At 66.6% G+C, this 19,626-nt stretch carries 13 protein-coding genes; 1 reads left to right on the forward strand and 12 read right to left on the reverse strand.

Annotated features, from left to right (window positions below):
• Positions 1 to 5: 5 nt before the first annotated feature.
• The 9 genes from BM193_RS07355 to BM193_RS07390 all read right to left on the reverse strand — a co-directional run bounded on the left by BM193_RS07355 (position 6) and on the right by BM193_RS07390 (position 13,945).
• The gene (locus BM193_RS07355) at positions 6 to 2,381 is read right to left on the reverse strand and encodes a bifunctional salicylyl-CoA 5-hydroxylase/oxidoreductase (protein WP_092798455.1); all 2,376 of its coding nucleotides are present in this window, start codon (positions 2,379 to 2,381) and stop codon (positions 6 to 8) included.
• Complete coding sequence (locus BM193_RS07360; protein WP_092798454.1) at positions 2,378 to 3,997, reverse strand: AMP-binding protein; 1,620 nt, start codon at positions 3,995 to 3,997, stop codon at positions 2,378 to 2,380. The genes BM193_RS07355 and BM193_RS07360 overlap by 4 nt, the downstream gene beginning before the upstream one ends.
• A gap of 93 nt (positions 3,998 to 4,090) precedes the next feature.
• Positions 4,091 to 4,801 carry a response regulator gene (locus BM193_RS07365; protein ID WP_092798453.1) on the reverse strand — a complete coding sequence of 237 codons (711 nt, stop codon included), beginning with the start codon at positions 4,799 to 4,801 and terminating at the stop codon, positions 4,091 to 4,093.
• A gap of 86 nt (positions 4,802 to 4,887) precedes the next feature.
• A complete protein-coding gene (locus tag BM193_RS29050; RefSeq protein ID WP_254785939.1) occupies positions 4,888 to 6,207 on the reverse strand; it encodes an ATP-binding protein in 1,320 nt (439 codons plus the stop codon).
• A gap of 36 nt (positions 6,208 to 6,243) precedes the next feature.
• Positions 6,244 to 9,117, reverse strand: a complete 2,874-nt coding sequence (locus BM193_RS07370) for a ligand-binding sensor domain-containing protein (protein ID WP_254785941.1) — start codon at positions 9,115 to 9,117, stop codon at positions 6,244 to 6,246.
• A gap of 87 nt (positions 9,118 to 9,204) precedes the next feature.
• Complete coding sequence (locus BM193_RS07375) at positions 9,205 to 10,374, reverse strand: patatin-like phospholipase family protein (protein ID WP_092798452.1); 1,170 nt, start codon at positions 10,372 to 10,374, stop codon at positions 9,205 to 9,207.
• A gap of 219 nt (positions 10,375 to 10,593) precedes the next feature.
• The gene (gene ggt, locus BM193_RS07380; protein WP_092798451.1) at positions 10,594 to 12,369 is read right to left on the reverse strand and encodes a gamma-glutamyltransferase; all 1,776 of its coding nucleotides are present in this window, start codon (positions 12,367 to 12,369) and stop codon (positions 10,594 to 10,596) included.
• Positions 12,370 to 12,579: 210 nt separating this feature from the next.
• Complete coding sequence (locus BM193_RS07385; protein WP_092798450.1) at positions 12,580 to 13,338, reverse strand: 3-hydroxyacyl-CoA dehydrogenase; 759 nt, start codon at positions 13,336 to 13,338, stop codon at positions 12,580 to 12,582.
• Between the two features lie 166 nt (positions 13,339 to 13,504).
• Complete coding sequence (locus tag BM193_RS07390) at positions 13,505 to 13,945, reverse strand: hypothetical protein (protein ID WP_139176171.1); 441 nt, start codon at positions 13,943 to 13,945, stop codon at positions 13,505 to 13,507.
• A gap of 280 nt (positions 13,946 to 14,225) precedes the next feature.
• On the opposite strand from BM193_RS07390, the gene BM193_RS07395 reads away from it, so the two are divergent.
• Positions 14,226 to 16,286, forward strand: coding sequence for a TonB-dependent receptor domain-containing protein (locus BM193_RS07395; protein WP_092798448.1), 2,061 nt, complete (start codon positions 14,226 to 14,228; stop codon positions 16,284 to 16,286).
• On the opposite strand, the gene BM193_RS07400 is transcribed toward BM193_RS07395, so the two are convergent.
• From BM193_RS07400 to BM193_RS07410, 3 genes are all read right to left on the reverse strand, one after another.
• Positions 16,283 to 16,783 (reverse strand): glycine zipper family protein, encoded by a 501-nt coding sequence (locus tag BM193_RS07400; protein WP_092798580.1) that lies wholly within the window; start codon positions 16,781 to 16,783, stop codon positions 16,283 to 16,285. The two genes, BM193_RS07395 and BM193_RS07400, sit on opposite strands and share 4 nt — an antisense overlap.
• An 11-nt stretch (positions 16,784 to 16,794) precedes the next feature.
• Entirely contained in the window at positions 16,795 to 17,229 is a 435-nt protein-coding gene (locus tag BM193_RS07405; RefSeq protein ID WP_092798579.1) for a hypothetical protein, read from the reverse strand.
• Between the two features lie 192 nt (positions 17,230 to 17,421).
• On the reverse strand, positions 17,422 to 19,545 hold the full coding sequence (locus BM193_RS07410) for a sodium-translocating pyrophosphatase (RefSeq protein WP_092798447.1): 2,124 nt from the start codon (positions 19,543 to 19,545) through the stop codon (positions 17,422 to 17,424).
• Between the last annotated feature and the right edge of the window lie 81 nt (positions 19,546 to 19,626).

A 19,626-nucleotide genomic window follows, 5' to 3' on the forward strand; every position in this document is an offset into this window, starting at 1 on the left:
TCATGTCATCCTTCCAGCAGCCGGGCGGCCACCTGTTGCGGGGTGAGGCCCGTGCTGGCGGCGGCCAGCTGGCGTTCGCGCTGCAAATTGCGTTCCAGCTGCTGCTGGCCCGGCCGGTACTGTTTCGGCCAGCTTGAAGCGGCGCCGCTGTAGCCGATGCGCGCCGTTTCCGTCAACGTCCAGGCCGGGTTGGCCAGGTGCGGGCGGCCCACGGCGCACAGGTCGGCGCGCCCGGCGGCGATGATGCTGTTGGCGTGGTCGGCCTCGAAAATGGAACCGACAGCCATGCTGGCGATGCCCGCCTCGTTGCGCACGCGGTCGGCGAACGGCGCCTGGAACATGCGGCCATACACGGGCTGTTCCAGCTTGCTGACCTGGCCCGAGGAGCAGTCGATCAGGTCGGCGCCGGCCTGCTTGAACAGGCGCGCGATGCGCACCGCGTCGTCGGGCGTGATGCCGCCCTCGACCCAGTCATGCGCCGAGATGCGCACGCTCATGGGTTTATCCTGCGGCCAGGCCGCGCGCATGGCGCGAAACACGCGCAGCGGATAGCGGCAGCGGTTTTCCAGGCTGCCGCCGTAATCGTCGGTGCGGCGGTTGGTCAGCGGCGAGATAAAACTCGACAACAGATAACCGTGTGCGCAATGCAGTTCCAGCCAATCGAAACCGGCGACGGCTGCCGCCAGGGTGGCGCGCACGAAGTCCTGCTCGATGCGCGCCAGGTCGCCCTCCGTGGCCGCGCGCGCCACCTGCGACACGCCGGCCAGATACTGCTGCTCCGAGGCCGAGAGCAGCGGCCAGTTGCCCTCCCTGAGCGGCAGGTCGATGCCGTCCCACATGGGGCGCGTCGAACCTTTCGCGCCCGCGTGTCCGAGTTGCAGGGCGATCTTCGCGTCGCTGCTGGCATGCACGAAATCGACGATGCGCCGCCAGGCCTGCGTGTGCGCTTCGCTGTACATGCCGGGACAGGCGGGCGTGATGCGCGCATCGGCCGACACGCACGTCATCTCGGCAAACACCAGGCCCGCGCCGCCCATGGCGCGCGCGCCCAGGTGCATCAGGTGGTAGTCGCCGGCCACGCCGTCGACGGCGCTGTACTGCGCCATCGGCGAGACGGCGATGCGGTTTTTCAGCAGCACGCCGCGCAATTTGAATGGCGTCAGCATGGGCGGCACGGGGTGCTCCGGCAAGTCCACGCCGGCCTGCCCGGCGGCGCGCCGCGCCAGCCACTGTTCATAATCGGCCACGTAGGCGGGGTCGCGCAGGCGCAGGTTTTCATGCGAGATGCGCTGGCTGCGCGTGAGCATGGAATAGGCGAACTGCGGCGCTTCCATGGCGCTGTAGCGCTCGACGTTTTCAAACCATTCCATGGAATTGCGCGCCGCGCTCTGGATCTTCAGCACTTCGACGGCGCGCGCCTGCTGGTAGGCGGCCAGCGCCTCGCTGGTGCTGGCCTGCTGGCCAAAGCAGCGCGCCAGTTCGATCGCGTCTTCCAGCGCCAGCTTGGTGCCGGAGCCGATCGAGTAATGCGCCGTGTGCGCCGCGTCGCCCATCAGCACCACGGGCACGCCGTCCTGCACATGCAGCCACTGGCGGCAGACGATGCGCGGGAAAGTGATCCACTGCGCCGAGCCGCGCAAGTGCGGCGAGTTGCTCATCAGGCCATGGCCATCGAGTTGCGCGGCAAACAGCGCCTCGCAAAAGGCGATGCCTTCTTCCTGGCTCATGCCGTCCAGTCCCGCCGCGCGCCACACGTGTTCGGGCGTCTCGACGATGAAGGTCGAGGTCTCGCCGTCATACTGGTAGATATGCGCCTGGAACCAGCCGAATGGCGTCTGGCGGAAGGCAAACGTGAAAGCCTCGAATTTCTTGCGCGTGCCCAGCCAGACGAAGCGGCAATGGCGCTGCTCGATGTCGGGCTGGTAGCTGGCCGCGTAGCGCGTGCGGATGCGGCTGTTCAAGCCATCGCTGGCGATCACCAGGTCGGCGCCGTACTCGCGCGCGATGGCCTGGTCGTCCTGCACTTCCGTCTCGAACACCAGCTGCACACCGAGTTCCTCGCAGCGCGCCTGCAGGATATTGAGCAGGCGCTTGCGGCCGATGCCGCAAAAGCCATGGCCGCCCGAGCGCACGGTCGCCCCCTTGAAATGGATCTCGATATCGTCCCAGTGGTTGAACGCCTGCAGGATGGCGCGCGCCGTCGGCTCGTCGGCATTGGCCAGGTTGCCCAGCGTCTGGTCGGAAAACACGACGCCCCAGCCAAACGTGTCGTATGGCCGGTTGCGCTCGATGACGGTGATGCGGTGGCCCGGATGCTGCTTTTTCATGAGCAGGCTGAAATACAGGCCGGCGGGGCCGCCGCCGATGCAGACGATATTCATGGGATGTCCGTGCGAAGTTTGAAGCGCTGCAGCTTGCCCGTCTCCGTGCGCGGCAGCGCGGGCAGGAAGCGGATGGCGCGCGGATATTTGTAGGGGGCGATCTGCTGGCGCACGAAGTCCTGCAGCTCGGCCGCCAGCGCGTCGCCGGCCTGGTAGCCGCCTTTCAGCACCACGTGCGCCTCGACGATCTGGCCACGCTCGGCATCGGCGCGCCCGACCACGCCGCATTCGGCCACGGCCGGATGGCGCAGCAGCGCCTCTTCCACTTCCGGGCCGGCGATGTTGTAGCCGGCCGAGACGATCATGTCGTCGCTGCGCGCGCGGTAATAGAAATAGCCGTCGGCATCCATCTCGAAGGTGTCGCCCGTCAGGTTCCAGCCATGCTGCACATATTCACGCTGGCGCATGTCGGCCAGGTAGCGGCAGCCGGTGGGGCCTTTCACGGCCAGGCGTCCCGTCACGCCCGGAGGCTGCGCCACGCCGTCGTCATCGACGATGCAGGCCTGGTAGCCGGGAATGGCCTTGCCGATGGCGCCGCGGCGGATGCCGTCGCCGGTGGCGGAAATGAAGATATGCAGCATCTCGGTGGCGCCGATGCCGTCCGTCATGGCCAGGCCCGACGCCGCCTGCCAGGCGTCGCGCGTGGCCAGCGGCAGCGCTTCGCCGGCCGATACCGACAGGCGCAGGCTGCGCAGATCGTGCTGGCCGGCCAACGGCGCCATCTGGCGGTAAAAGGTGGGCGCCGTAAAGCAGATGGTCGCAGCGTAGGTGCCGATGGCGCGCAGCAGGGTTTCCGGCGTGAGCTTTTCCAGCAGCACGGTGGCCGCGCCGAAGCGCAGGGGGAACAGCAGCAGGCCACCGAGGCCAAACGTAAACGCCAGCGGCGGCGTGCCGATGAAGATATCGTCGGCGCTCACCTGCAGCATGGAGCGGGGAAAGCAGTCGCAGATGGCCAGCACGTCGCGGTGCATGTGCATGGTGCCCTTGGGCACGCCCGTCGTGCCCGAGGTAAAGCTGATCAGGCAGACATCGTCGGCTGCCGTATCGTGCGCGGCAAAAGGACCGGCGTGCGCCGCCATGTGCCGTTCCAGCTGCGCGTCATCGGCGCCAAAGCACAGCATCGCCGGCAAGCCCGCCAAGCCATCGAGTTCCGCGCGCAAGCCTTGCGCGCACAGCACGGCGTTGACTTCGGCCTTGGCGAGAATGGTCGACAGTTCGCGCGCGCGCAGCAGCGGCATGGTGGGCACGGCGATGCAGCCGGCCTTCAGCACGGCCAGCAGGCACGCCGCCATCATCGACGTATTCGCGCCGCGCAGCAGCACGCGGTTGCCGGGGATCAGTCGCAGATCGCTGCGCAGCACATGGGCGATGCGGTCGACTTGCCGCAGCAGCTGGGCATAGCTCCAGCGCTGGCCGTCGGCATGGATGGCGATGCGTTCGCCGCCACCGCTGGCGACGGCCGCATCGAGCAGCGCGGCGACGCAGTTCAGGCGTGCCGGATACTGCAGTTCCGGCAAGTCAAAGCACAGTTCTGGCCACAGTGCGCGCGGCGGCAGGTGCGCGCGCGCGAAGTCATCCTGGGGAGTGGCGCTGGTAGGCGAAGGGTCGCGGCTCATGCTCATCCTGGCTGGTGGCGGGCCACTACAACCGGCCCGGAAGCAGATACTTTAAACCTAAAGTATTTTTCCGGCAAGCGGAAAACAGCGGCGTCAGTCAGCGCCGTCCTGCTCGCCGAGCAGGCGCATTTGCTGCGCCACGCTGCGCGCCAGCGCGCCCAGCGCCGTGTGCATCTGGCCGCCATCGAGGACCGGCGCCTGCAACAGGGCCAGCATGCCAGCCTGCGCCCCATGCAGCCCCAAAGTGCGGCAGCCCAGGTGCAGGCGCTCCAGCTGCTGGCGCGCCAGCGCCGGCTCGCCGCGCGCCAGCAAGGTTTCGACCTGTTCTTCTGCGGCGCCGACCTGTCCCTGGAAACCCGTCAGATAGGCCAGGAGGCGCTCGCCGTCGATACCCAGGCGCTGCGCCGTCGCCAGCGGCGCCTCGGCGGGCAATGGCGCCACGTCGAAACAGGCATCGATATGCTGGCGCACCTGCTCCTGCTGGAACGGCTTGACGATGTAGCCGGCCGCGCCGGCCTGCACGGCGTCCCGCACCGTCTCGTGGTCATTCGCCGACGACACCAGCACCAGCGGCATGGCGTCGAGGGCGCTGTCGGAGCGGATTTTTTGCAGCAGTTCCATGCCTGACAGGCGCGGCATGCGCAAGTCGCAGAAGCACAGCGCCGGGCGCAAGCCGCGTTCGAGCTGCTCCCACGCGGCCGCGCCATCCTCGGCCTCCACGATATCGTGCACGCCACAGCTGTCGATCAGGTGCATCAGCACCATGCGCGAAACGACATCATCGTCAACCACCAGTACTTTCATTCCAGTCTCCATTGCCGGCACTATCGGCTGCCTGCCGCGTATTCTACCCAGTTTCCGGCCATTTCCCATGGCTGAACTTGCCTATTTTACATTTCCTTGCCGGGAATGGCGATTTGCGCCAGCAGTGCGCGCAGGCGCGGCAAGTGCAAGGCCACCTGCGTCCAGCGCCCGGCGTCCGCCGCCTCCTCCATTTCCGTGCACAGCATGTGCAGCTCCGTTTCGTCGAGATACGCGGCGCTGCCCTTCAAGCCGTGCAGCAGGCGCCCGGCCCCATCCTGGTCCTGCGCGGCCAGGGCGGCGTCGAGTTCGAGCAGGCGTCCTTCCAGATCGGCGACGAAGGCGACGCGGATGCGCCGCTGCAGGTCGCCGCCGCGGCTGGCCTGGGCTGGCGGCGATGGCAGCGGCATGGCGCCCGTCTTCGGCGCGACGCCAAACAGCGCATCGAGTTCGGCCTGGCCGCGCGCCACGTTGCGCGGCACGCTGGACGGCATGCGCGGCAACATGAAGCCGCGCTGCAACTGGCGCTCGATGGCGCGCGCCAGCAAGCCGTGCAGCGCCGCCTCGTCCACCGGCTTGCTGAGAAAATCATCCATGCCCACGCCCAGGTAGCGGCTGCGGTCCTCGTCGCTGGCGTTCGCCGTCAGGGCCACGATCATCAGTTCCTGGTCGCGCACCGGCTGGTCCGGCCAGCCGCCCACGCGGATCAGGCGCGTGGCCGTGGCGCCATCCATCTCCGGCATGCGCCCGTCCATCAGGATCAGGTCATAGCGCGTATGCACGCAGGCCGCCACGGCCAGCACGCCGTTGGCCACCACGTCGACGCGGTGGCCCAGTTCTTCCAGCATGACGCGGATGATGATCTGGTTGGTGGGGAAGTCTTCCGCGCACAGCACGCGCAGCTGGTGGCTGTGCGGCGCCAGCGCCACCTGCGGCACCAGTGGCGGCGCCACGCCATCGGCCAGCGGCAGGGTGAAAGTGAACGTGCTGCCCTGCCCCGGCGTGCTGGCCACCTCGATCTCGCCCTCCATCAGTTCGACCAGCTGGCGGCAGATCGCCAGGCCCAGCCCCGTGCCGCCGTAGCGCCGCGTGGTGCTGGCATCGGCCTGCTCGAACTTCTGGAACAGGCGCAGCATCGCATCGGGGTCGATGCCGATGCCGCTGTCGCTGACAGTAAAGCGGATCAGGTTCACCTGGCGCCCGCCCTGGCTGGTACCCAGGCCCGCGCGCTCGACGCAGACGCTGACGGCGCCGCGCTGGGTGAATTTGAAGGCATTGCCGACCAGGTTGACCAGCACCTGGCGCAGGCGCGTCGGGTCGCCCACCACGAAGGGCGGCAGGTCGGGCGCGAAGTCGATGGCGAAACCGATGCTGCGCGCGGCCGCCTGTTCCTCGAACAGGCTGACCACATTTTCGATCGCCGCGCCAAGCGCGAAGTCGATGTTTTAAATACTCAGCTTGCCCGCCTCGATCTTGGAAAAATCGAGCAAGTCGTTGATGATCACCAGCAGCGACTGGGCATTGGCCTGGCCGCGCAGGATCTGCTCGCGCGTGGCGTCGTGCAGCTGCTCGTCGCGCAGGGCAAAGCCCAGCATGCCGATCACGCCGGCCAGCGGGGTGCGCATTTCATGGCTCATGTTGGCGAGGAATTCCGATTTCTGCCGCGTCGCATCCTCCGCCTTGCGCTTGGCCTGGCGCAGGCTTTCCTCGTTTTTCTTCAGGCTGCTGTTGGCTTGCGCCAGCTCGTCCGACTGCGCCAGCACCTCGATTTCCTTGATCTGCAACTCGGCGTTCTTTTGCGACACCTCGGCGGTCCGTTCGCTCACCTGCTTTTCCAGCTCATTTTGCTGCTGCCGCACGGCGCGCATGCGCTGGCGGTAGATGCCATAGCCGGCGCCCAGCAGCAGCGCCGCCACCAGGGTGCGGAACCACCAGGTTTTCCAGAACGGCGGCAGGATGGTGATGGCCAGGGTGGCGCCGCTCTCGTTCCATACGCCATCCTTGTTGGCGGCCTTCACGCGAAATACGTAATTGCCGGGATCGAGATTGGTGTAGGTGGCGAAGCGCCGCCCCGCATTCGTCATGACCCAGTCCTGGTCGAAGCCTTCGAGCCGGTAGGCGAACACATTGCGCTGCGGCGCGGCGAAATGCAGGGCCGCGAACTCCAGCGAAAAGACGCTCTCGCGGCTGGTCAGGCTCAAGGTGTTCGTATGGTCGATGGCCGTCTTGAGCACCTGCGCGAATTCGCCGCGGCCGATGGCCACGGGCTTGTTGAAGATCTGCAGCTCCGTGATGGCCACCAGCGGCGGCACGCGGTTGTCGTGGATATCCTGCGGCACGAACGCGGTCATGCCGTTGAAGCCGCCGAAATACATGGTGCCGTCGGCCGCGCGCAGGGCCGCGCCATCGAAGTACGAGCCTTCCACCGTGCCATCGGCGCTGTCGTAATTGCGAAACAGGCCGCTGCGCGTGTCGAGGCGCGTAATGCCGCTGTTGGTGCTCAGCCACAGCTGCTCGTTGTCGTCGCCAAGGATGCTGGCGACGGCATCGTCGGCCATGCCATCCTTGCGCAGGTAGCGGCGAAAGCGGATCTCGCCCTTCGCCCCCACGTCCATGCGGTTCAAGCCATTGGCCGTGCCTACCCACAGCACGCCGTGCTTGTCCTCGTGCAGGAAATGCACCTCGTCGTGGCTCAGGCTCTGCGGGTTTTGCGGGTCGTGGCGGAAATGGCGGAACTGGCCGGTGGCGCGGTCCAGCAAGTCGAGGCCGTGGAAGGAGCCGATCCACAACTGTCCCTTGCGGTCTTCCAGCACGGGACGCACCATGTTGTCGGACAGGCTGTTCGGATTGGCCGGATCATGGCGGTAGGTGGTAAAGCGCTTGCTCACGGGGTCGTAGCGGTGCACGCCGCCGCGCGTCGATACCCACAGCATGCCGCTGCGGTCACTGACGACATTGCGGATGGTGTCGCTGTTCGGGTCGCCGGCGGCGAAACGCGTGGTGAAGAAGCGTCCCTGTGCCGGATCGAAGCGGTGCAGGCCCGTCGAGCCGCCCACCCACAAGGTGCCGTCCGGCGCCTTGTACAGGGTCGTCACCTGCTCGTCGCGCGACATGCCGGGCGCGCTGCCCAGGTCGAACAGCTGCGAGCTGCCGTCGCGCGTGTCGTACAGTTTCAAGCCGCCTTTGGTGGCCAGCCACAGCTTGCCGTTGCCCGCATCGGCCACCGCCCGCACCTTCTTGTCCGCCAGCGCCCCCACGTCGCCCGGCGCGCGCGCCATGCGCGCAAAGCCGCCGCTGCCCAGGTCGACCCGGCTCACGCCGTTGTACCAGGAGCCGACCCAGAAGGTGCCCGCGCGGTCGCGGTACAAGGACGACAGCTGGTTGTCGGCGACGCTGAACTTGTCGCCCGTCTGGTGGCGGTACTGCAGGAAGGTGTCACTTTCGGGCAGCCAGCGGAACAGGCCATCGGCATTGCTGCCCACCCAGACGGTGGCATCGACATCCTGGTACAGGCTGGCCACGCGGATGGCGGAAAATCCGTGTTTTTCACTCAGGCGCACGCGCGCCTGGGGCGCCTGTCCGGCTCCGCCAAGACGCCAGCGCTCGACGCCGGCCATGGTGCCGATCCACAGATTCTGCTGGCGGTCGACCAGCAGCGACTGGATCACGTTGTATTTGGAAGCGGCGTCCGCGTCGATGGCAAAATGCTCGAAGCGCTCGCTGCCCGGCGCCAGCATGTCCAGGCCCGTGACGGTACCGATCCACAGGCGATTTTGCGCATCCATGGCCAGGGCCTTGATTTCATTGTCGCCCAGGCTGTGCGGATTGCCCTCTTCATGGTGCCAGGTGCGAAAGCGGCCCGTGGCCGGATCAAAATGCTGCAAGCCATCCGCCGTGGCGATCCAGAAGCCGCGCGCGCCATCGTCGAGGATGGCGCGGATATGCCGGTTGCCGTTGCCGCGCCGGCTCTTTTCCGCCAGCCCATAATGGATGAAGGTCTGGCTGGCCGCGTCGAAGCGGTCCAGGCCATTGTCCGTGCCGATCCACAGCTGGCCCTGCTTATCGACATGCAGCTGGCCCACCCAGTTGTCGGCCAGGCTGGTCTTGTCGCCCTCGATATTCTTGTAGACCACCATGCGGTAGCCATCGAAACGGCTGAGGCCAGACTGGCTGCCGAACCACATGAAGCCTTGCCGGTCCTGCGCGATGGCCAGCACGGATTCCTGCGCCAGGCCCTGTTCGACGCTGAGCTGGTCGAAACGCAGGGTGGGCGCAGGCGCGGCCCTGGCCCAGCCACTCAACAGTAGACTGAATAACAACACCACATCGCAAGCACGTCGGAATACCAGCACAGTCGCCCTGTCAAAAAAACGCGAAAACTCCGGGAACGCTTCCCGGGGGCCGTCTCAAGAACCAAAAAACGCCAGTACATCGTCCTTGCGGGCCTGCGTATCGCGCTGTCCAAGACGGATCAGCTCGTTAGTATACGTCGATTCGAACAATAAATACGATGCCAGTGCCGCACCGCGGGCCTCGGCCGCGCCGATACCCGACAACATGGTGCGGATGGGACGGGGCAAACTGCCGATATGCCGGCTGGCGATGGCATCGAGCCGCTCGGACGGCGCGATCACCAGCAGCTCCACGGGCCGCAAGGCCGTCTTGCCCAGCAATTCGGGCGGCAGCATCGACAGGGTCAGGTTGATGCGGTTCAGGCGCTCGATGTCGACGGCCAGGCCATCGAGGAAGATCGACGACAGCGCATGGCCGGCGATCTGCGCCAGGCTGGGATAGCGCGCCGATTCGGCCGCGCCCGGAGCCGGTTCCGTCATGCGCCCCGCGCCCACCACCAGCACCTTGTTGGCGCCCAGGTGGATGGCCGGCGAGATCGGCGCCAGCTGGCGCATCGAACCGTCGCCGCAGTATTCGCGCTGGCCGCCCACATACAGGGGCACGGCGGGAAAAATGAAGGGAATGGCGGCCGAGGCCAGCAAGTGCTCCACGCCGATCTGGTCCGGCAAGGCCAGGCGCTGCGTGCGCACCCAGGGCGCGATATCCTCGGCCGTCTGGTAAAACGTCATGTGGCGGCTGCCCGAATACGACGACGCCGTGACGGCCAGCGCATGCAGCAGGCCATCGGCCAGCGCGGCGTCCAGGCGCGGCAGGTCGAGCATGCGGTGCAGCAGGCTGACCAGCGGTGTATTGTCGAGCAGGGAATTGGGCGGCGAGGCGTGCCACTGGCGCAGCAGCCAGCCAAACGACAGCAAGGACAGCCAGCGCGCCCCCGAGCGCAGCACGCCCAGCGAATCGGCACGGTACACCTGCTCCACCTCGATATGCTGCCACACGTCGAGCAGCTTTTGCACGCCCTCGCCGAAATTGTCGGCGCGGCAGGCCAGCGCCGTGGCGTTGATGGCGCCGGCCGAGGTGCCGCAGATGATGTCGAACGGGTTGCGCGCCGGCGCCCAGCCCGCTTCCCACAGAATCGCCGAAATCGCCTGCAGCACCCCCACCTGGTAGGCGGCACGGGCGCCCCCTCCCGTAAGTATCAAGCCGGTTTTATTTTGCATTCCCATGCCGGCAGATTAGCAGGGTCTTGATACTTTGTGGAAAAGTTTGGAAGGCAGGCGCCAGTTCCTGCAGGTATATTGTTTGCATCACGGCGCCGGACAAAACCGTAGCGAGCGGAAGGGAGAGGCGGCTAAGAAGCGCCCCCGTACTAAGTACGGGGGCGCCGAGGCGGTGAGCATCGCAGGCCGCCTATACCGACGCGCAGCAGGTTTGGTCCGGTGCCCCTAATCGCCCCGGACCATGCCTTCACGGCGCGGGTCGGCGCCGCCAAACCAGAAATCCTTGCCATGCGCATTCAGGCGCATGATGCCCTGCAAGCCCGAGTTCTGCTCGATGACGCGCACCTCATGGCCCATGGCCTGCAGCGCCTCGACCTGGGCGGCCGGCGCGCGGCCTTTTTCCAGCTCCGTCGGACCGTTGCGGCTGCCGAAGTTCGGCAGGCTGATGGCTTGCTGCACGTTCAGGCCCCAGTCCATGGTGCCGACCAGGACCTTGGCGACATAGTTGATGATGGACGAGCCGCCCGGCGAGCCGGTGGCCAGCACCAGCTTGTGCGTGCCCTTTTCAAACACCAACGTGGGCGACATGGCGCTGCGCGGGCGCTTGCCGGCCTCGACCCGGTTGGCGATGGGACCATCGGCATCGCGCGAATCGAACGAGAAATCCGTCAGCTGGTTATTCAGCAAAAAGCCGTCGACCATCTGGCGCGAGCCGAAGGCGTCTTCCACGCTGGTGGTCATCGACAGGCCGCCGCCGAAAGCGTCGACGGCCACCAGGTGCGAGGTCGATGGGCGCTGCAGCGCGTTGTCCATGCCCCACGCCACCTGCATGCCGGGCGGCGTGCCGGGCAAGGCCTTGCCCATGGATTTGTCGCCGATCAGCGAGGCGCGCTGCGCCAGATAGGTTTGATCGAGCATCGAGGCGATGCCCTTGCCCGGCAGCGGCACGAAGTCCGTATCGGCCACGTAGCGGTTGCGGTCCGCGTAGGCCAGGCGTCCCGCTTCCGAGAACAAATGGATCGCCTGCGCGTCGAGCACGCCGTCGACAGGCGGATACGGACGGATATCCTTCACTTCCAGGATGCCCAGCATTTGCGCGATGGCGATGCCGCCCGACGATGGCGGCGGCATGCCGCACACGGTCCAGGCCTTGTAGTCGCTGCAGACGGGTTCGCGCACCTTGGCGCGATAGCCGGCGATGTCAAGCGCCGTCAGCTTGCCCGGGTTGCTCGGGTGCGATGCCACCTTGGCGGCGATGTCGCGCGCGATGCGGCCCTGGTAAAAGGCGTCGGCGCCGCCGCGGGCGATCTCGCGCAGGGTGCGCGCCAGCTGCGGGTTCTTCAGCACATGGCCGACGGGCCAGGCCTTGCCATCCTGGTCGTAGAAATACGCGGCGGCGACGGGGTCGCGCTTCAGGGCCTGGTCCCAGTTCAGCAAACCATTGAGACGCTGGCTGACGGGAAAACCGCCGTGCGCCAGGCGGATGGCGGGGCCGAACAGGGTCGCCCACGGCAGCTTGCCGTGCTCCTTGTGCGCCAGTTCCAGCATGCGCAGCACGCCCGGCGCGCCCACGGAGCGCCCGCCCACCACGCCCGTGGCGCGCGAAACGGGACTGCCGTCCGGATTCTGGAACAGGTGTTCATCGGCGGCGGCGGGCGCCGTTTCGCGTCCGTCGAACGCTTGCACGCCCTTGGCGGTGGAGTACAGCAGGAAGGCGCCGCCGCCGATGCCCGACGATTGCGGCTCGACCAACGTGAGCACCAGCTGCGTGGCGATGGCCGCGTCGATGGCGCTGCCGCCCTTTTTCAGCATCTGGTAGCCGGCATCGGCGGCCAGCGGATTGGCGGCGGCCACCATGAATTTCTGCGCCGCCCAGCCACTTTTTTCCGCGTAGGCAGTGGCGATTTCCGGCGCCTTTTGCGGCACCTCGGCAAATGCGGGACTGGCGGCCAGGGTCCCCAGCAAGGTCAGGCTCAGCGCCAGCGGCTTCAATGTGATCATGGATTCTCCGATAAAAAAAGGGCGCACAGCCGAGCAAGGCTGTACGCCCCATACGGGGGTATCCTACATCAAATGCCCATGAGGGCGCTGCCTGCGTGAGAGTGCCTGGCGATGTCCCGGGCCAGGCGCGTGACCGAAGACAGTACGAATAGTACAAAGCATGACAAACCCGGGCCATGCAACAACGCCCTGGGCATTGTCCAGGTGCTCTTATTTCGGTTGCATGCGGATCGCACCGTCCAGACGGATGGACTCGCCATTGAGCATGACGTTTTCCACGATGGCCTTCACCAGCTGCGCGTATTCGCCGGGCTTGCCCAGGCGCGACGGGAACGGCACCATCTTGCCCAGCGCATCCTGCACTTCGGCCGGCATGCCCAGCAACATCGGCGTTTCGAAGATGCCGGGCGCCACCGTCATGACGCGGATGCCGTTGCGCGACAGGTCGCGCGCCATCGGCAGGGTCAGGCCCACCACGGCCGCCTTCGACGACGCATAGGCCGCCTGGCCGATCTGGCCGTCATACGCCGCCACGGACGCCGTGTTGATGATGACGCCGCGCTCGCCTTCCGCCGTGGCCTCCTGTTTCGCCATGGCGTCGGCCGCCAGGCGGCACATATTGAAGGTGCCCACCAGGTTGATGTTGACGACTTTCTGGAACAGGGCCAGCGGGTGCGGTCCATCCTTGCCCACGGTTTTCACGGCCGGCGCCACGCCGGCGCAGTTGACCAGGCCGCGCAAGGTACCCAGCTTGCCCGCCGCCGCCACCACCGCCATGCCGTCTTCCTCGGACGTCACGTCGCATTGCACGAACACGCCATGCAGCTCGGCGGCCAGCGCCTGGCCCGCCTCGGTCTGCACGTCGGCCAGCACGACCTTGCCGCCCGCCGCCGTCAGCATGCGCGCCGTCGCCGCGCCCAGGCCCGACGCGCCGCCCGTGATGATGAATACATTGTCCTGAATCTGCATGAAGTCTCCTGAAGGGTGATGGCCGTGTGCCCGGCCCGAATAATTGGATGTCGCATGATGCCACGGTGACGCCCGCCATTACGTTTACGTAAACGTAACATCGGCAACCATTGTAGCCACTTTGGGACTGTTCAGCAAAAAACGGGGTCCTGCGTCACGCAAGCGCTCAAAAACACTGCACGAAGGCGCCGTTGCGATGGCAGATGCGGCCATTGGCGTCGAGCGTGGCATTGCCCGCGCCGTTGTAGCGCGCGCCGGAGGTGTCGCGGCAGCCGCCCGCGTCGCAGGAACCTACCGGGCGCGGCAGGCTGGGCATGGGAACGGCGGGCGTGGGCGGCAATGGCGGCATGGCGACGACGGGCGGCGCCATGCGCTGTGCCGGCATGCGGCCGATCACCTGCTCCACGGCACGGCGCGGCTGCACGGGGGGCGCAGGACGGCACGGTTCGACGGCCAGCTTGCTGCTGTCGTGCGGATCGAGGCGGCACACGGGCAAGTCTTCCGCCGCTGCAGGCTCCACGGCACCGGCATGGTTGCTGGCAAGCACGACCATGGCAAGTACCAGCGCGGCGCTGGCCCGTAACGTTGCTGCTGGCGCGGTTTGCATGTTGCCCTCCTCCTCGTCAAAGACGCCCGCTTCATTATTGGCACAGACGGCCAAGGATACCAGCGCGCGTAACAATTTCTCACGCTTCCACGCGCCCCGGACGGGACGTGCGCAACGGGTAACGGTGTTTTATTTCCAGCTAGCACTTTCCTTCTTGCCAGGATGGCATTACAATAAGAACGATTCTTATTCTCATTCACGAGATAAGACTGCCTCATCACTTCATACCCAAGCCACCCGAAAGGCAGCCAGGAAATAACAATATTCGGGAAAGCACACCATGTTCAACCGCAGTCCAGTCTTCGCCACACCGCCCGCCATCCGCCCCACTCTCCCCTCGCGCGCCACCTTGCTCCTGCCCTGCCTGCTCTCGCTGGCCGTCGGCAGCGCCTGGGCCGAAGGCAATAGCGCCGCCGAGGCCACCCTGAACACGGTGGTCGTCACCGCCTCGGGCACGGCCATCGACATCAAGGATGCGCCGGCCAGCATCAGCGTCATCACGCGCGAGGAAATCGAGCGCCAGCCCGTGTACGACCTGAACACCCTGCTGCGCCGCATCCCCGGCGTGACGGGCGGCACCAGCCCCGTGGGCGAAGAGTCAAAAATCAAATTGCGCGGCCTGCCCGACAAATACACGCTGATCCTCGTCGACGGCAAGCGCGTGGGCAGCTCGGCCGACACGGCCTACCGTCCCGACCTGGGCCGCCAGGACTTGAACTGGATCTCGCCCGACATGATCGAGCGCATCGAAGTGGTGCGCGGCCCCATGTCCTCGCTGTACGGCTCGGACGCCATGGGCGGCGTGATCAATATCATCACGCGCAAGGTGCCGGGCAAGTGGAACGGTTCGGCCACGGCCAACTACACGCAGCCGCAGGACAGCGGCCGCGGCACGGCGCACCAGCTGGGCGTGAACCTGGCCGGTCCCCTGTCGGACACGGTGGGCATGCGCCTGGGCGTGGGCCAGACGCGGCAGAACGCCGATGAAAAAGTCATCGGCAAATCGGGCGGCATCGGTGGCGAGCGCAACCAGACTGTCACGGGCCAGTTGAACTGGGCGGTGGGCAAGAAACAGAACCTGTCGCTGGACGCCAGCTACGGCAAGCAGGAAGCCACGGATTCGAGCACGCTAGATGAGGACGGCTACCCCGTGTTCGGCGCCTGGGGTGCGAGCAAGCTGGTGCGCAAGAGCGTCAGCCTTGGCTATGAAGGCCGCTGGGACTTCGGCAAGGCCATGGTCAACCTGTACCACAACGATTTCGACAACGAAGTGGTCGGCACGGTGGCCAAGACCAAGGACAGCACGCTCGACGCCAGTCTGGAAAAACGCATCGGCTGGGGCGGCATCGAGCAGATGCTGGTGATGGGCGGCCAGTGGAAGCACCAGGAGCTGACGAACACGGACACCATCGGCACCATCCCCACCGACTACCTGGGCAACCCCGTCAGCGGCGCCACCCTGTCGGGCACCACCTCGGCCCTGTTCGCGGAAGATCAATTGTTCCTGCGTGAAGACTTGACGGCCACGGCCGGCCTGCGCCTCGATCACCACAGCAAGTTCGGCAACCACTACAGCCCGCGCCTGTACCTGGTGTACCACCCGCTTCCTGCCTGGACCGTCAAGGGCGGCATCTCGCAAGGCTTCCGCGCGCCCAGCCTGAAGGAAAACTCGCCGGCGGCGGCCACGCAGTCGGGCGGACGCGGTTGCGGCAGCCTGAAACCGCTGGGCTACATCACGGGCGGCTGCTACATGGCCGGCAATGCGGACCTGAAGCCGGAAACCAGCACGGCCGGCGAGATCGGCGTGGCGTGGGAACAGCATGGTTGGGATGTGGGCGTGACGTACTTCCACACGGATTTCAAGAACAAGATCGACTACGCGCCGCTGGGCTTTTTCCAGAAGCAGTGGTGGACCAAGATGACGAATATCCAGAAAGCGCGCACCAGCGGCGTGGAAGCGACGGCCACCATTCCTTTCACGAAAAACCTGAACTGGCGTAACAACGTCACGTATATGTCGGAAGCGAAAAACCTGACGACGGGCGCCAACCTGCTGTCGACGCCGAAGCTGTCGTGGTACTCGGCCCTGGGCTGGCAAGTGAACGACCAGCTGTTCGGCGAAGTCGCCGCCCAGTACACGGGCAAGGAACTCGACGCGGGCCAGGCGGCCAACAAGGCCTACACCATCGTCGACACGGTCGTGTCATACAAGGTCACGCCCCAGTGGACGGTGCGCGGCGGCGTGCAAAACCTGTTCAAGAAAGGCCCGCTGGCCGATGGCCTGGTCGACTACTACGTGCCGGGACGGCGCATGTTTGTCGGCCTGACCTCGCGGTTCTAATAACGGGGCGGCGGCGTATCGGGCGGCGGCGTGGCGGCATTCGCCGGCACGCTGCCCAGCATCTGCCCGGCGACGGGCACCTTGTGGCCGCTCGCATACATGCATTGCTGGTAGGCGTTGTCGTAGCGGCGCTGCATGCCGTACGACGACGTGTCCGCCGCGCCCGTGCCCGCCAGGGCGCCGAACAGCAGGCCCGTGCCAGCGCCCACACCGGCGCCATGGCCGCCATCGATGGCGGCGCCGGCCGCCGCGCCGAGTACCGTGCCCAGGGCCGCGCTGCGCACGCCGCTGTCGACGCCGGCCTGCTGCGCGGAAGCACCGCCCAGTTGCCCTTGCGCATAGCCGCGGCATTGCAGGTCGTCGCTGCGGAACTGTTCGAAACTCTTGCCCGTGCCGGGCAAGACCATGGCAGACGGCCCGTCCGGCAGCACCGTGCAGGCGGCCAGCAGCAGGGGCGCCAGCAGGCCGGCACGCCGGGATAACGCTGTCGTGTTCATCTTCGCCTCCCTCAGCGCACGCTGTTCGGCGGCACGGCACGCCATGCCGTGCTGCAATTCTTCACGTACGGGTAATAGCCCTGCGGCCGCGCGCAGTAGTACCACATCTGCGCCGTCGGCACGCCGCCCTGCTCGATATACACGGGCGGCGGCTGCACGATGACAGTGCGCCCGTACGGATAGCCGTAGGGATAGCCATACCACGGGTCGCCATACCAGCCCGGTCCGTAGCCGTAGCCCCATCCCGAGCCCAGCCAGACACCCACGTGCGGCCGTCCATGGAAGTGCCCGTGTCCACCGTGAAAACCGCCATGCCCGCCATGGAAGCCGCCGTGGCCGCCATGCCCGCCCGGCGCGGCCCCGGCCACACCACCGGCGCCACCCAGTGCCAGCCCCATTAGCAGCAGCGCCAGCCGTGCGCCGCGTCCCGTGCGATTGCCGTCCATGACATCCTCCTGCGCCACATCCACCATGATGCTCGCTTCATTATTGGCAGGCCGGCGGCACAATCCTAGCCGCCGTAACAATTGCTCACCTTTGATACGCCGGGGATATGGACGGCAGGAAAGTTTCACAAGCGTAAAAACAAACAGCCCCATGGCGCGGGCCACGGGGCTGCGGCAACGGGGTGTGCCGGACTACTGGCCAGGCAGGGATTGCACGGGCGTGGCCGGCGCCAGGATAGGCGGCAGCGGCGCGTGGATGGGCGCCGGGGCCGCCACCGCCAGCCAGCCCGTGGCGGGCAGCAGCGGCACCAGCAGCAGGGCGACGATATTGATGATCTTGATCAAGGGATTCACGGCCGGCCCCGCCGTATCCTTGTACGGGTCGCCCACGGTATCGCCCGTGACGGCCGCCTTGTGCGCGTCGGAACCCTTGCCGCCGAAATGCCCGTCCTCGATGTATTTCTTGGCATTGTCCCAGGCGCCGCCGCCCGTGGTCATGGAAATGGCCACGAACAGGCCGGTCACAATCGTTCCCATCAAGAGGCCGCCCAGCGCCGCAGGCCCCAGCAGCATGCCGACGACGATGGGCACCACCACGGGCAGCAGCGAGGGCACGATCATTTCGCGGATGGCGGACGCCGTCAGCATGTCGACGGCCTTGTCGTATTCCGGCTTCGCCGTGCCTTCCATGATGCCCTTGATGTCGCGGAACTGCCGACGCACTTCCACCACCACGGCGCCGGCTGCGCGGCCCACGGCTTCCATCGCCATGGCGCCGAACAGGTACGGGATCAGGCCGCCGATGAAGAGGCCGACGATGACCATGGGGTTCGACAAATCAAACGTGATGTGCTGGCCCACGGATTCGAGCGCATGCGTGTAGTCGGCGAACAGCACCAGCGCGGCCAGGCCCGCCGAGCCGATGGCATAGCCCTTGGTGACGGCCTTGGTGGTGTTGCCGACGGCGTCGAGCGGGTCGGTGATGGCGCGCACCGAGTCGGGCAGGCCCGACATTTCCGCGATGCCGCCCGCGTTGTCCGTGATGGGGCCGTAGGCGTCGAGGGCGACGATGATGCCCGCCATCGACAGCATGGACGTGGCGGCGATGGCGATGCCGTACAGGCCGGCCAGCTGGTACGACACGAGGATGGCCACGCAGACGGCCAGCACCGGGTACGCGGTGGACTTCATCGACACGCCCAGGCCGGCGATGATGTTGGTGCCGTGGCCCGTCGTCGACGCTTCGGCGATATGGCGCACGGGCTTGAAATCCGTGCCCGTGTAGTACTCGGTGATGTAGACCATCAGGCCCGTGAGGACGATGCCGACGACGGTGGCGCCCAGCATCTTGTAGCGCATGGCGTCGTCGGGCCACAGCAGCCACGTGACCACCGCGAAGCCCACCAGCGACAGGCCGGCCGCCCACCACAGGCCCGTGTACAAGGCCGACATGATCTTCTTGCCGGGCGCCGTCCTGACCATGGAACAGCCGACGATGGAGGCGAGGATGGAGACGGCGCCCAGCAGCAGCGGGTAGATGATGGCCACGCTGCTGGCCTCGGCCATCAGCAAGGCGCCCAGCAGCATGGTGGCGATCAGGGTCACGACATAGGTTTCGAACAGATCGGCGGCCATGCCGGCGCAGTCGCCCACGTTGTCGCCCACGTTGTCGGCGATGACGGCCGGGTTGCGCGGATCGTCCTCGGGAATGCCCGCCTCGACCTTGCCCACCAGGTCCGCGCCCACGTCGGCGCCCTTGGTGAAGATGCCGCCGCCGAGCCGCGCGAAGATGGAAATGAGCGAGGCGCCGAAGGCCAGGCCGATCAGGGGCTTGATCAAGTCATGCTGCGTCAGGCCCGGCGCGCCCGTCCGCACCAGCAGCCAGTAAAACAGGGTCACGCCCAGCAGGCCCAGGCCGACCACCAGCATGCCCGTGATCGCCCCGCCCTTGAAGGCGACGTTCAGCGCCTGGTTGATGCCGTGGGTGGCCGCCTGCGCCGTGCGCACATTGGCCCGCACGGAGACATTCATGCCGATGAAGCCGCAGGCGCCGGACAGCACGGCGCCGATCAGGAAGCCCAGCGCCGTGTGCAGGCCGAGCAAGGCATAGATGGCGATCAGCAGCACCACGCCGACGATGGCGATGGTGCGGTACTGGCGCGCCAGGTAGGCGGCCGCGCCCTGCTGGATGGCCAGGGCGATTTCCTGCATGCGCGCGTTGCCGGGATCCTGGCGCAGGATCCAGCTACGCGACACCAAACCATATACCACGGCGATTACGCCGCAGGCTACCGCAAACCACAGACTGGCTGCCATATCGTCCCCTTCTGTTTTTATCCGACGTCATTGCCAACAGCCGCAGACCGCACCGGGTAGGCACGCGCAGCCAGGAAAACA

Origin of the sequence: Janthinobacterium sp. 344 (assembly GCF_900112025.1) — a bacterium.
GTDB lineage: Bacteria > Pseudomonadota > Gammaproteobacteria > Burkholderiales > Burkholderiaceae_D > Janthinobacterium.